The 12036-nt window shown below is 59.8% G+C and carries 12 protein-coding genes; 2 read left to right on the top strand and 10 right to left on the bottom strand.

Annotated elements, in window-relative coordinates; genetic code table 11:
- Window positions 1–10: 10 nt before the first annotated feature.
- The 9 genes from ACFPQ5_RS05300 to ACFPQ5_RS05260 all read right to left on the bottom strand — a co-directional run bounded on the left by ACFPQ5_RS05300 (window position 11) and on the right by ACFPQ5_RS05260 (window position 6954).
- Window positions 11–2041, bottom strand: a complete 2031-nt coding sequence (locus ACFPQ5_RS05300) for an oxidoreductase (protein ID WP_379752229.1) — start codon at window positions 2039–2041, stop codon at window positions 11–13.
- 43 nt (window positions 2042–2084) lie between these two features.
- Window positions 2085–2540 carry a hypothetical protein gene (locus tag ACFPQ5_RS05295; RefSeq protein WP_379752228.1) on the bottom strand — a complete coding sequence of 152 codons (456 nt, stop codon included), beginning with the start codon at window positions 2538–2540 and terminating at the stop codon, window positions 2085–2087.
- A 20-nt stretch (window positions 2541–2560) separates the two neighbouring features.
- On the bottom strand, window positions 2561–3016 hold the full coding sequence (locus ACFPQ5_RS05290; protein ID WP_379752227.1) for a DUF2721 domain-containing protein: 456 nt from the start codon (window positions 3014–3016) through the stop codon (window positions 2561–2563).
- A gap of 67 nt (window positions 3017–3083) precedes the next feature.
- Complete coding sequence (pip, locus tag ACFPQ5_RS05285) at window positions 3084–4040, bottom strand: prolyl aminopeptidase (RefSeq protein ID WP_379752226.1); 957 nt, start codon at window positions 4038–4040, stop codon at window positions 3084–3086.
- A gap of 63 nt (window positions 4041–4103) precedes the next feature.
- Window positions 4104–5420, bottom strand: coding sequence for an amino acid deaminase (locus ACFPQ5_RS05280; protein WP_379752225.1), 1317 nt, complete (start codon window positions 5418–5420; stop codon window positions 4104–4106).
- A 25-nt stretch (window positions 5421–5445) separates the two neighbouring features.
- On the bottom strand, window positions 5446–5832 hold the full coding sequence (locus tag ACFPQ5_RS05275) for a DUF2750 domain-containing protein (protein ID WP_379752224.1): 387 nt from the start codon (window positions 5830–5832) through the stop codon (window positions 5446–5448).
- 507 nt (window positions 5833–6339) lie between these two features.
- The gene (locus tag ACFPQ5_RS05270) at window positions 6340–6534 is read right to left on the bottom strand and encodes a class IIb bacteriocin, lactobin A/cerein 7B family (protein WP_379752223.1); all 195 of its coding nucleotides are present in this window, start codon (window positions 6532–6534) and stop codon (window positions 6340–6342) included.
- A 26-nt stretch (window positions 6535–6560) separates the two neighbouring features.
- Window positions 6561–6731, bottom strand: coding sequence for a hypothetical protein (locus ACFPQ5_RS05265; protein WP_379752222.1), 171 nt, complete (start codon window positions 6729–6731; stop codon window positions 6561–6563).
- A gap of 22 nt (window positions 6732–6753) precedes the next feature.
- Window positions 6754–6954, bottom strand: coding sequence for a hypothetical protein (locus tag ACFPQ5_RS05260; protein ID WP_379752221.1), 201 nt, complete (start codon window positions 6952–6954; stop codon window positions 6754–6756).
- 670 nt (window positions 6955–7624) lie between these two features.
- Here ACFPQ5_RS05260 and ACFPQ5_RS05255 point away from each other — a divergent pair.
- Together ACFPQ5_RS05255 and ACFPQ5_RS05250 are read left to right on the top strand one after the other, a co-directional pair.
- Window positions 7625–8950: an HlyD family secretion protein gene (locus tag ACFPQ5_RS05255; protein ID WP_379752220.1), complete on the top strand. Its 1326-nt coding sequence runs from the start codon at window positions 7625–7627 to the stop codon at window positions 8948–8950.
- A gap of 77 nt (window positions 8951–9027) precedes the next feature.
- On the top strand, window positions 9028–11172 hold the full coding sequence (locus ACFPQ5_RS05250) for a peptidase domain-containing ABC transporter (protein ID WP_379752219.1): 2145 nt from the start codon (window positions 9028–9030) through the stop codon (window positions 11170–11172).
- A gap of 92 nt (window positions 11173–11264) precedes the next feature.
- On the opposite strand, the gene phbB is transcribed toward ACFPQ5_RS05250, so the two are convergent.
- Window positions 11265–12005 (bottom strand): acetoacetyl-CoA reductase, encoded by a 741-nt coding sequence (gene phbB, locus ACFPQ5_RS05245; protein WP_379752218.1) that lies wholly within the window; start codon window positions 12003–12005, stop codon window positions 11265–11267.
- Window positions 12006–12036 lie beyond the last annotated feature (31 nt).

The following is a 12036-nucleotide window of genomic DNA, read 5'->3' as shown; positions in this document are numbered from 1 at the left end:
CGGCATGTGATCAGAGCCGCGCCGCCAGCTCCGCCCCCTCCCGAATCGCCCGCTTCGCATCCAGCTCCGCCGCCAGCACCGCCCCACCGATCTTGTGGAAACGGGTCGCGCCCGTCACCGCCCCGATCGTCAGCTCGTCCAGGCTCTCCTGCCCCGCGCAAATGACGACATTGTCCACCTCGAGCAATCGCTGCTCGCCGCCCACGGTGATATGCAGCCCGGCATCGTCGATGCGGTCGTACTGCACCCCCGCCAGCATCTGCACCCCGCCGCGCACCAGCGCCGCGCGGTGGACCCAGCCCGAGGTTTTACCGAGACCCGCCCCCGGCCGCGTGCTCTTGCGCTGCAGCAGATACAGCTGGCGATACGGATGCGCCGGCACCGGTTTCACCAGTCCCCCTTCCACCGTCGCATCGAGGTCGACGCCCCACTCCCCGGTCCAGGTCTTGATCGGCTGCGGCAGCGGGTGCGACGGGTCGTGCAGCAGGAATTCGCCCGTATCGAAACCGATGCCGCCGGCGCCGATGATCGCCACCCGTTTGCCGACCGGCGCCTTGTCGCGCAGGACAGCCAGGTAAGACAACACCTTCGGATGATCGATGCCGGGGATATTCGGCATGCGCATGCGCACCCCGGTGGCGACGATGACTTCGTCGAACCCGGCCGCCAATAACTCCTCGCGCGTCACGCGCCGGTTCAGCTGCACGTCGACGCCGCTCGCTGCCAGCTTGTTCGTGAAGTAGCGGATCGTCTCGGCGAATTCCTCCTTGCCGGGAATCTGCATCGCCACATTGAACTGGCCGCCGACCCCGCTCGACGCTTCGAACAGGGTCACCGCGTGGCCACGCTCGGCCGCCACCGTCGCCGCCGACAGCCCGGCGGGACCGGCGCCGACCACCGCGATGCGGCGCGGCTTGTCGGTCTTCGTGTAATTGAGTTCCGTTTCGTGGCAGGCGCGCGGATTGACCAGGCAGCTGGCGCGTTTATTGGAGAAGGTGTGATCGAGGCAGGCCTGGTTGCAGCCGATACAGGTGTTGATCTCGTCGACGCGCCCGCTCGCCGCTTTCGCCACAAAAGCCGCATCGGCCAGGAAGGGACGCGCCATCGACACCATGTCGGCGTCGCCGCGCGCCAGCACGTCCTCGGCCTCGCGCGGCATGTTGATGCGGTTCGAGGCGACCACGGGAATGTTCACTTCACGGCGCAGGCGCCCGGCCACGCTGGCAAAGGCCGCGCGCGGCACCGAGGTGACGATCGTCGGCACGCGCGCCTCGTGCCAGCCATAGCCCGTATTCAGGATGGTGACGCCGGCCGCTTCCAGGGCGCGCGCCACGGTGGCCACTTCTTCCCAGGTGTTGCCGCCTTCGACCAGGTCCAGTACCGAATGGCGGTACATCAGGATGAAGTCCGGACCGACGGCGGCGCGGATGCGGCGCACCACCTCGACGGCCAGGCGCATGCGGTTCTCGATCGGGCCGCCCCAGCGGTCGGTCCGCTTGTTCACGCGCGCGCATAAAAACTGGTTCAGCAGGTAGCCTTCGCTGCCCATCACCTCGACGCCGTCGTAGCCGGCCAGTTTCGCCAGTTTCGCGCAGCGCACGTAGGCGCGGATCGTCGCCTCGATGCCGCGTTCGTCGAGTTCCTTCGGCTTGAATTTCGAGATCGGCGATTTGACGGGCGAGGCCGAGACGACAAAGGGTTGATAGCCGTAGCGGCCCGCGTGCAGGATCTGCATCAGGATCTTGCCGCCCTCTTCGTGCACGGCGCGGGTGACGCGGCGGTGATTGAGGACGTCGCCAATGAAATTCAGGGTGCCGCCCAGCGGCAGCAGCCAGCCCTGCCGGTTCGGCGAGATGCCGCCGGTGACGATCAAGCCTACCCCGCCGGCCGCGCGCTCGCGGTAGAAGGCGGCGAGTTTGCCGTAGTTATAAAAACGGTCTTCGAGGCCGGTGTGCATCGACCCCATGATCACGCGGTTTTTTAAGGTCGTGAAACCGAGGTCGAGCGGGGCGAGCAGATGGGGGTAGGCGGTATTTGTCATCCCGACATTAAATCGGGATTCCTTCGAGGCGTGGTTCTAAACGTCAGACCAGATGGCTTTCGGGCGCGCGCAATTCCGCGAACTGCTCGATGCTGCCGATGCGCACCGTCACCGGATTCAGGCTGGCATTCGGCGACAGCGAGCGCCAGGCGAACTTCCATTCCTGTTCCTGGGCTTCGGCCCCGCTCTTGGTGAACGCCGCGCCCAAGGGCGAGCGCTGGCCGTATTCGACGGCGCCGTCGATGCCGGCCCAGTTCGGCAGTGCGCGCTGCACGGCGCGGTGCAGGCGCTCGCCGAATTCTTCGCTGTTGTGGATCACCAGGCAGCAATCGGCCGGGCCGAGCACGTCGAACAGGGTCTTGCTCCAGGCTTGCGAGAAGGACAGCGTCAGGAAGCCGTTGCTCGGCTGGAGGCGGAACTGGCCGGCCTTGAGTGCCTGCTCGAGCTCGTCGCGCATGCCGTAGCGGTGCAGGGTGGGTGGGCGCTGGTAGTCGTGCATGGGGGAACTCGATCAAAAAGTTAAGTGCGGCGCTCGCCCGGCACCAGGCTGGCGTCGTGGCGCATGCGCATGAAGCGCGAGGAAATGAAGATCTCGCGCAGGAAAAAAACGAAGCTGGAAATCAGGCCGACCATGGCCAGCACGAAGAAGGCGGCAATGACCTGGTCGAGCTTGATGTTGGCGCTATCGCCCAGGAACAGCATCGCGATCACGAGGCAGACCAGGAAACCGCAGCCGGTGCTCGAGGTGATCGCATAGTTGATCAGGTGCGAGCGCGTGTACAGGGTTTCCAGTTCCTCCGTGTAGTCGTCGTTCGGCCCGATCTGCAGGCGGTCCTCGAGCACCCGGGTGCGGTCGATGATGCGCGCCAGCCGGTTGGTCAGCACCGTCAGCTTGGTCGCCACGCCGGTCAGCAGGAAGACCGGCGCGATCGCCAGCTGGATCATGTGACCGATGTCGCTAATCTGGATGTTCATGAAAACACTGTTATAGGCGTTGTAATGTGTCAGGCGTAGTGTAGCAGCCGCGCAAGCGGCAACCCGCTCAATCGAAGCGGCCGTAACGCTTGAACTGTTCGGTCGCGCCGACCAGCGCACGCGCGATGCCGATTTCCAGCGCGCCGTGTCCGGCATCCGGGATCATGCGCATCCTGGCGCCGGGCCAGGCGCGCTGCAGGCGGTGCGCCGACAGCGGCGGGCAGATCACGTCGTAGCGGCCCTGCACGATCACGGCCGGCAGGTGAGATATACGCCCGAGGTCCTGGATCAACTGGTCTTCCGCGAGGAAGGCGCCATTTGCCATGTAATGGGCCTCCAGGCGGCCCACGCCCAGGTCGAGCGTGTCGGAAGGCTGCTCTTCTTCCTGCGGCAGCAGGAAGACCCTTCTACCCTCGAAGCGGCTCCAGGCGCGCGCCGCCGGCCAGTACAGGGCAGGATCGTCGCACAGCAGGCGCCGCGCATAGGCGTTCAGCAGGTCGCCCCGTTCTTCAAGCGGAATCGGGGCGATGAAGTCTTCGTAGAGTTCCGGATAAAACCATTCCACGCCGTGCAGGAACCAGTCGACTTCGGCCTTGGTGCACAGGAAGATCCCGCGCAGCACGAAGCCGAGGCAGCGCTCCGGATGGGTCTGGCCATAGGCCAGCGCCAGGGTCGAACCCCAGGAACCGCCGAACACCAGCCACTGCTTGATGCCGAACATCACGCGCAAGCGCTCGATGTCCTCGATCAGCAGTTGGGTCGTGTTGTTGCGCCACTCGCCCAGCGGCGTCGATTTGCCGGCGCCGCGCTGGTCGAACAGGATCACGCGGTAGGCGTGCGGGTCGAAAAAGCGCCGGTGCTGGGGAGAGAGGCCGGCGCCGGGACCGCCGTGCAGGAACAGCACGGGAATGCCGTTCGGGTTGCCTACCTCCTCCCAGTAGATCGTGTGCACATCATCGACGGCGAGCATGCCGTGGCGGGTCGGTTGGATCGGCGGGAACAGCGACGGCGGGGTGGCGGGCATGGCAGCTCTCTTGATGTTCGAGCAAGGATTGTAGCTTACCGCCCCACCCTTCCAGAAGAGGGTTCAGAAGAGCGTATTGTAGGCGCCGCGCACGTGATAGTCGTCGTCCACGGCCAGGATCAAAGGCCACTTGTCGAAGGTGGTGCAGGGATGCGAGATGCCGCAGCCGACCAGGTCGCCCACAGCCAGTTCCGTGCACAAGGGGTCCCCCTCCGGCAGGCGCAGATACGCATGCTGGTCGTTGAGTTTAAAAATCGAACAGCCCGGCGGCAGCGCGTGCGGCGTGCCGGGGCCGGGGCGGTGGTAGACCAAGGGCAGCGGCAAGTCGGCGTCGTAGCCGGCGTCGCGCTTGCCCATGGTAAGAATGGCCAGCGTCGGCTCCGGCCGCGACTGCACCATGGCCCACACCTCCAGCGCGGGCTGCAAGCCGTCATGCTCTCCTTCGCGCGCGTTCAGTTCGCCGAGCATGCGCTCATAGGTGCCGTGGTCGCTGGTCAGGTAGCAGCCGCTGCGCAGCACCGCGCGCACCGGACGCGACAGGCCGGACACGGATTGAAAGCCGCGCGCGACCAGGTCGAAGTAGGCCGAGCCACCGGCCGAGAGCAGGATCTCAGTACCCGTAAACAGGCCTTCGTCGTCGGCGCTGCGCACCAGCTCAGTAAGCTGGGCCAGGAAGGCGTCGACGGCGGCCAGGTCTTGCGCGCTGTCCTCGGTCACGAGCAAGCCCTCATAGCCTTCGAAGCCGGCCAGCTGCAGGCCGGGCGCGCCGGCGATCGCGCGCGCCACGGTGATCGCGGCCTCAAGCGTACGGCAACCGGCGCGTTTGCCGGCCAGGCCGAGTTCGACCAGCACGGGCAAAGGATGCGCGAGCGGGTGCAGCGCCACGGCCTCGGCCAGGCGCGCCACGCCGGCCAGGGAATCGGCCAGCAGGATGCACTCGAAACCCGAGTCGCTGCGCAGCAGGGCCAGCACCGACCGGATGTCGGCAGGCGCGATGAGTTGATTCACCAGCAGCACGCGGCGCACGCCGAAGCGGTAGGCGACCTGCACCTGGCTTGCCGTGGCCAGGGTGATGCCCCAGGCGCCGTTGGCGAGCTGGGCACCGAAGAGTTGCGGCGACATCGTCGTCTTGCCGTGCGGCGCCAGCGTCACCCCGTAGCGCTCGCAAAAGCGCCGCATCCAGTCGAGGTTATGGCGCAAGCGGGACGTTTTCAGTACCGCCACCGGAAAGCTGGTATCGGCGTGCAATACGTTCCAGTTCTGCACGCCGATCGCGCCCTGGCGCAGCGGCTCCAGGATCGGCAAGCCTTTGACGCCGGGGTGCAGGATCTGTTCGTCCAATGCGGCGAGGACCAGGCCGTCGTACGGAAGGGTATGCATGGGCTGATCTTTTCGACAGGTGGTATCAGGGTGCCGTGCGCTGGCGACATCTCGCCTGCAAGTCGGCGCGCAATTCGGCGTGCGTGGGCGTCAGCCCGTATTCGTCGGGCGTATAGGTAATGCCGGGCAGGATGCCGTCGGCCTCGATCTGCGGCAGCAATTCGTCGAACAATTCCTGCAAGGCGAATTCCTGCGGTACATAACCTTCCCATTCGAGCACGGCACACTGCTGCGCCAGCTCGCTCGTCGGCCACAGGGGGAAGACCAGCGCCCCATCATCGGTCTTGCCGATGGCCCAGCCGTCGCGCACCAGGCCCCAGACCCGGCCGGTATCGGCCACGCGCCGAATAAAATGTTCGTAGCGCAGCTGTTTGGGAAGATTGACTACGGAGGAGGTTTCGCTGGAATCCATGGGTTTGTTGCACGGTAGTGGGCTCCCGTGCAGGATACAAAAAATTGCCTTGGTTAGCCGCGCTTTTGGATCTCCCAGACGATCTTCCCCAAATGGGTATGCGATGAATGCGTTATCCCAGTCCATTGATCAGGTGTATATAACCGCTTTGGGATGCAATGCCTAGATCTCTACTGTAAAGCACACATGCGCATCTCGGTCGGCCGAACGGCGTCTAACGCGACAGGTTTGGATAAGCATAGAGATAGTTATTTCTTTCTAGCTCCAAACAGGACAAACGAACCTAGACATGACGCCTCCTTAACCTATTAGATATTGCGGGGGGCATTGAAGGAAGTAAAACCGAAGCTCTTTCACACTGATATTTATGATAATTGACGGTGTCGTATGGTTATTGACATTTCAATCAAAAAGGATCCGACCATGGAAGAAGTCGGACCCTTTATAGTTCAATGCAGATGGGTTTCAAACGCGAAGCCGTTGATTTTCACCCAGCATTGAAATACTTTAATCCTTCGTAAGATTAGCAACGGCTTTACCAACAGCTTTTCCTACTGTCGCTCCTGCAGTCCAAATACCGGCGACTGCAGCAGCAACGCCAGCAACTGGAATTAGTGGGTGCCCGCCACTCACCTCAAGCACTTCATCGTCAGTCAGTTCTTGCATACCAAGGGTACGGGGGATGGAGTTAATAGCGTTCATAAATCACCTATAAAAATATAATGGAGTTATTTAGTCTTGCCCTGCGCTTGAGCTTTCTTTTCCTCTTTGTAGGCATTGTACCCTTCAACAATTGCACCCGCTAAGAATATACCCACACCAACTGCTACCCAAGGGAACCCGCCGGACACCTCGTCAATCTCAGCATCGGTCAATTCAATCAGACGAATATCGTTCATAAAGCCTCCAAGTCCAGATTTATCAATTAATCAAAAAGTAGAGCGCTTTTCCTATCGAGGATCCGATCACACCACCAGACATAAATAAAATTGCTGCTCCCATGGCAATTAAAAACAATTGCGCAGGAATAGGAAGTGTGTTGTAAAAGGCTTCTAATTCTTGGCAAGAAAATTTCATTTTTCCTCCAACATAAGCATCAAGACAATCCAGGAAATATTTCATATTTTCAAGGACAGTTAATTATGGGAAACAATTCTCATGACAACGAGGAGATTCCGCAAACACTGGATTGACTTGAATCATTAGCTTTAACTACAGCACGTTAAGCTTTTCCAACACGTGGAAATAGCAGCGGTAAGAGTGTTGACGAAACGCTTGAGAATGCCTAGGAAGAGACCTGTATCGGGAGACAAGACGTCCATACTTTTGCGAAGCGAATATTGGATTAGTGGATTACGGTTCTGCAAGGTTGACGTTGATACAGCTTAACGTTTTCGATGTTTGTTTAATTAGTATCAACGAGAACTAGTAAACAAGCAGATTTAGTTGAAGTCTTAGCAATCTCTTCAAAAATTGCGCCCTTAGTAAAATCGTCTACTAAAATAGACTTTAGACCGTTCTTTCATTTTTTTAGAGAAGCTTCTGCCATTCCACTAAACGCAACGGAATTTTTCATTAGCCCCATGTTCCTTGTCGCGTTGCTAGTCTGAAACTGCGGTCTGTTGTCGCAACTACTACATTAGTTTTCTCTATCCAACTTTTTGTGGAAACTCATCGGCAATAATCCTGATTTACATCAATATTTCGGCTTAGCTTATACAAATTCTTACATCTTTCACTTATACAATAAGTGTTCCGGAAAATTTTGATATGCCACTCGAGAGAAATTACCTTGCGCGATGCTATAACTCCTTCGGGCGAGAAAACAGAAAACAAGTCCTCGCGACCCACCAACTCTGCATCTAAGACTTTGTTTCGTCAGCAGGCTGTCGAACATATAACGGTGCGCCAATACGGCACCGTAATCCTGACCCGCCCAGTTAGTCATATTGTTCTCACTGGCGTATTTATGACGTTGGTATCGTTACTCATCGCATTCTTCGCCCTATTCGAAACAACCCGTAAGGCGCCAGTCCAGGGCATGTTGGTACCTACAGCCGGGGTAATCCGGGTTTTTTCCAACCAGGTTGGCATCATTAAAGAAATCCGCATTAAGGAAGGCCAGTTCGTACGAGAAGGCGAGATTCTGTTCGTCGTGTCCAGCGAGCGCAGCACTGCCAATTCACGCTCCACGGAAGCCTTAGTTTCCGAATTGCTGGCGCAGCGTCGCGACAGCTTCCGTACTGAGCTGCAGCAGGCCAAGGCACAAGCCGGACATCGGAGGACCGCCCTGCAACAGCGTGCGCGTGATCTACAGGGAGAAATCACGCGGCTCGACAATCAAGCACTCATGCAACAGCAGCGCATCACCTTGTCCGAGCAGACCGTGGCACGATTCGCACAATTGAAGTCGACCGGCTACATCTCGGCCGCGCAACTGCAGGAACGGGAAGCCGAGCTGCTCGACCAGCGTCAGCGCCTGCTTGAGGTCGAACGTATCCGATCCGCGACTCAGCGCGACTTGGTAAGTACCCAAGCAGAAGAGCAGGATATGACGGTGCAGGCGCTGCGCGACGAAAATGCATTGCGCCGCAGTGCGTCGACGCTTGAACAGGACCTGACCGAGAATGAGGCACGGCGCGAAATCCCCATCCGGGCACGCCAGAGCGGCACGATCACGGCGATTGCGGCGAATCTCGGTCAGACCGTCGGCTCTGCGACCTCGCTGGCATCCATCCTACCGGAAGAGAGTATGCTGGAAGCGGAAATGTATGTGCCTTCGCATGCGGTGGGCTTCATCAAGCCTGGCATGACGGCCATGCTGCGCTACCGGGCTTTCCCCTACCAGAAATTCGGCCAGCACCCGGCGCGTGTGCGCGAAGTCGCCACGACCTCGGTACGCCTTGAAGAACTGCCTACGGCAGCAATGCCTGGCGCTGCACAGTCGGAACCGGTATACCGAATTCGGCTTGCACTCGAGCAACAGTCTGTTCGGGCGTACGGTGCCCCTATGCCGTTGCGCTCCGGCATGCTGGTTGACGCCAACGTCATGCTTGAGCGCCGCAAGCTATACGAATGGGTGTTAGAGCCGCTGTTCAGCATCTCGGGCCGTCTATAAGTAGACTGTTCTGTATCACCACTCCGCCGACCACCGCCTGATGCGTGGCTAGCCCAACTTGTGATGACAACTGAATCATGCGATTTTCTATTCTTCCCGAGCTAACTTTTTGGAGCAGCCGTCGACTACCTGTACTGCTCCAGACCGAAGGGGCCGAATGTGGCTTGGCATGCATAGCGATGGTCGCCAGCTATTGGGGTCATCGGACCGATATCCCAAGCATGCGCCGCCGCTTCTCCGTGTCGATGAAGGGCATAAATCTGAAAGGCTTGATGGCGATCGCGAGCGGTCTGTCCTTGCAAACACGCCCGCTTAAGCTGGACTTGCAGCACCTGCCCGAACTGAAGTTGCCCTGTATTCTGCACTGGGACCTGAACCACTTTGTCGTGCTCGAATCGGTCTGGGCCACCCATGTCGTCGTGCACGACCCTGCCGTCGGCGAACGGCGCATGGCACTGGACGAGTTCGCCAAGCACTTTACCGGCATCGCGCTCGAGCTGACGCCAACCGCCCAGTTCACCGCCAAGGAAGAACGCCAGCAATTTTCTTTGGTTTCCCTTATGGGTCATGTGGTCGGCCTGCGCCGCGGCCTGCTCCAGCTGCTCGCGCTCGGCCTGGCCCTACAGGTGTGCGCCCTGATCGCCCCCTTCTACATGCAGTGGATCGTGGACGAAGCCCTGCTAGCATCAGACCGCGACCTGATCACAGTACTTGGCTGCGGCTTTCTGTTGCTCGTCCTGCTACAGACCGCAATCGGGGCCGTGCGTTCCTGGGTGACGACGGTGCTATCCACCAGCCTGAACCTGCAATGGCTGGGCAATGCCTTTGTCCACCTTCTGAAGCTGCCGCTGCCCTACTTCGAGAAGCGCCACACCGGCGACATCGTCTCGCGCTTCAGTTCAATCCAGCAGATCCAGACCAGCCTGACGACCCAATTCGTCGAAGGGATCATCGACGGCATACTGGTGCTGGGCACCTTGGTCATGATGCTCCTCTATAGCACAACGCTGGCAGCCGTGGCCTGCATCGCCGTGTTGCTGTACGCGCTGCTGCGCTGGGCAATATTCCGCCCCCTGCGCGATGCAAACTCAGAGCAGATCATCCACGCCGCCAAACAGCAGAGCCACTTCATGGAGACGGTCCGTGGCATGCAGAGTATCCGGCTATTCGGACGCAGCGAAGAGCGCCGCTCAGGCTGGATGAACTCGCTGACCGACGAATTCAATGCCCATCTCCGTATCGCCAAGCTGTCGGTCTCGTATCAGACAACCAACACCCTTCTGTTCAGCGGCGAGCGCGTCATTGTGATCTGGCTCGCAGCCCTTGCGGTGCTCAGCAATGAATTCTCGGTCGGAATGGTGTTCGCCTTCATCAGCTACAAGGACCAGTTCAGCCAGCGCACGGCGAGCCTGATCGATAAGTTGTTCGAGCTGCGGATGATGCGCCTGCATGGCGAGCGCGTGGCCGACATCGTGCTGGCCGAAGCGGAACGCGATGATGATGCAGCCGAAGTCGACGCGAGCCATATCATGCCCTCGATCGAGATCAATAACCTGAGTTTCCGCTATTCCGACAGCGAGCCCGAGGTCATCCACGAACTCAACCTCAGCATCCCAGCCGGGCAATCCATAGCGATCACCGGACCTTCTGGCTGCGGCAAGACGACCCTAATGAAGCTGCTGCTTGGCCTGCTTACGCCGACCGGGGGCGAAATCCGTATCGGTGGAATGCCCTTAGGTACGCTTGGCCTGTCGAACTACCGCCAAATGCTGGGCACGGTGATGCAGGACGACACCCTGTTTGCTGGATCGATCGCGGACAACATCAGCTTTTTCGATCCGATGGTCGATATGCAGCGGGTCTACGGCTGCGCCGAGCTTGCTGCCATCGCGCCCGAGATCGCCGCTATGCCGATGGCCTTCAATACGCTGATCGGCGATATTGGCACCGGCCTGTCGGGCGGGCAGAAGCAGCGCATCCTATTGGCACGGGCGTTATACAAGGACCCGAAAATTCTGGTTCTGGACGAAGCGACCAGCCATCTGGATGTGTGGAATGAACAAGCCGTCAACCAGGCCATCCAAAAGATCCCGCTGACCCGCATCATCGTTGCCCATCGTCCTGAAACGATCCAGATGGCAGAGCGTGTAATTGTCCTACACAACGGTCAGGTTGCCCAGGATGTTAATAAACCGACTTCCGAAGACCAGCAGGCAGCTTGACGACGCTGCCTTCCTGAAAAAACCGGCCTGGACGATTGCTCGTCCGGGCCGGTTTTCAACTCAAGCGCCTATGTTCGCGCGCCCAGCCACAATTAAGACATGTGCTGACCGCCGTTGATGGCGATGTTGGCGCCGGTCACGAATGCCGCTTCGTCCGACGACAGGTAGGCGACCAGGCCGGCGACTTCATCCGGCTTGCCGAGACGGCCCATCGGGATTTGCGGGATGATCTTGCTTTCCAGGACTTCGCTCGGGATCTCCATCACCATCTTGGTGCCGATGTAGCCTGGCGAGATGGTGTTTACGGTCACGCCCTTGCGCGCCACTTCCAGCGCCAGCGCTTTCGTGAAACCGTGCATGCCGGCTTTCGCGGCCGAGTAGTTGGTCTGGCCGAACGCGCCCTTCTGGCCGTTGACCGAGGAGATGTTGATGATCCGGCCCCAGCCGCGCTCGACCATGCCGTCGCAGACGGGCTTGGTCATGTTGAACACGGAATCGAGGTTGGTCTTGATGACCGCGTCCCAGTTCACTTTATCCATCTTCTTGAAGGTCATGTCGCGCGTGATGCCGGCGTTATTCACCAGCACGTCGACCGGACCGACTTCCTGCTCGACCTGCTTGACGCAGGCTTGCGCCGACTCGTAGTCGGCCACGTCGCAGGGATAGGCCTTGAAACTGAAACCCTGGTCGCGCATCGAGGCCAGCCAGCCCTCGGCCTTGGTGTTGCCCGGCGAGTGGGTCGTGACCACCGTGTACCCGAGTGCCGCCAGCTTGATGCACACGGCCTCACCCAGGCCGCCCATACCACCCGTTACCAATGCAACTCGTGCCATTTGTCTTCTCCTGAGTTTTTATCTGAGGTGG

The organism is Massilia suwonensis, assembly GCF_042655665.1.
Classification (GTDB): domain Bacteria; phylum Pseudomonadota; class Gammaproteobacteria; order Burkholderiales; family Burkholderiaceae_D; genus Telluria; species Telluria suwonensis.
The sequence above is the reverse complement of the archived record's forward strand: the minus strand, read 5'-3'. Positions and strand labels throughout refer to the sequence as shown.

Bases quoted from the DNA above. Each gene is read 5' to 3' on its own strand.
- ACFPQ5_RS05300 (WP_379752229.1), bottom strand. From the start codon at position 2,041: ATGACAAATACCGCCTACCCCCATCTGCTCGCCCCGCTCGACCTCGGT.
- ACFPQ5_RS05295 (WP_379752228.1), bottom strand. From the start codon at position 2,540: ATGCACGACTACCAGCGCCCACCCACCCTGCACCGCTACGGCATGCGC.
- ACFPQ5_RS05290 (WP_379752227.1), bottom strand. From the start codon at position 3,016: ATGAACATCCAGATTAGCGACATCGGTCACATGATCCAGCTGGCGATC.
- pip (WP_379752226.1), bottom strand. From the start codon at position 4,040: ATGCCCGCCACCCCGCCGTCGCTGTTCCCGCCGATCCAACCGACCCGC.
- ACFPQ5_RS05280 (WP_379752225.1), bottom strand. From the start codon at position 5,420: ATGCATACCCTTCCGTACGACGGCCTGGTCCTCGCCGCATTGGACGAA.
- ACFPQ5_RS05275 (WP_379752224.1), bottom strand. From the start codon at position 5,832: ATGGATTCCAGCGAAACCTCCTCCGTAGTCAATCTTCCCAAACAGCTG.
- ACFPQ5_RS05270 (WP_379752223.1), bottom strand. From the start codon at position 6,534: ATGAACGCTATTAACTCCATCCCCCGTACCCTTGGTATGCAAGAACTG.
- ACFPQ5_RS05265 (WP_379752222.1), bottom strand. From the start codon at position 6,731: ATGAACGATATTCGTCTGATTGAATTGACCGATGCTGAGATTGACGAG.
- ACFPQ5_RS05260 (WP_379752221.1), bottom strand. From the start codon at position 6,954: ATGAAATATTTCCTGGATTGTCTTGATGCTTATGTTGGAGGAAAAATG.
- ACFPQ5_RS05250 (WP_379752219.1), top strand. From the start codon at position 9,028: ATGCGATTTTCTATTCTTCCCGAGCTAACTTTTTGGAGCAGCCGTCGA.
- phbB (WP_379752218.1), bottom strand. From the start codon at position 12,005: ATGGCACGAGTTGCATTGGTAACGGGTGGTATGGGCGGCCTGGGTGAG.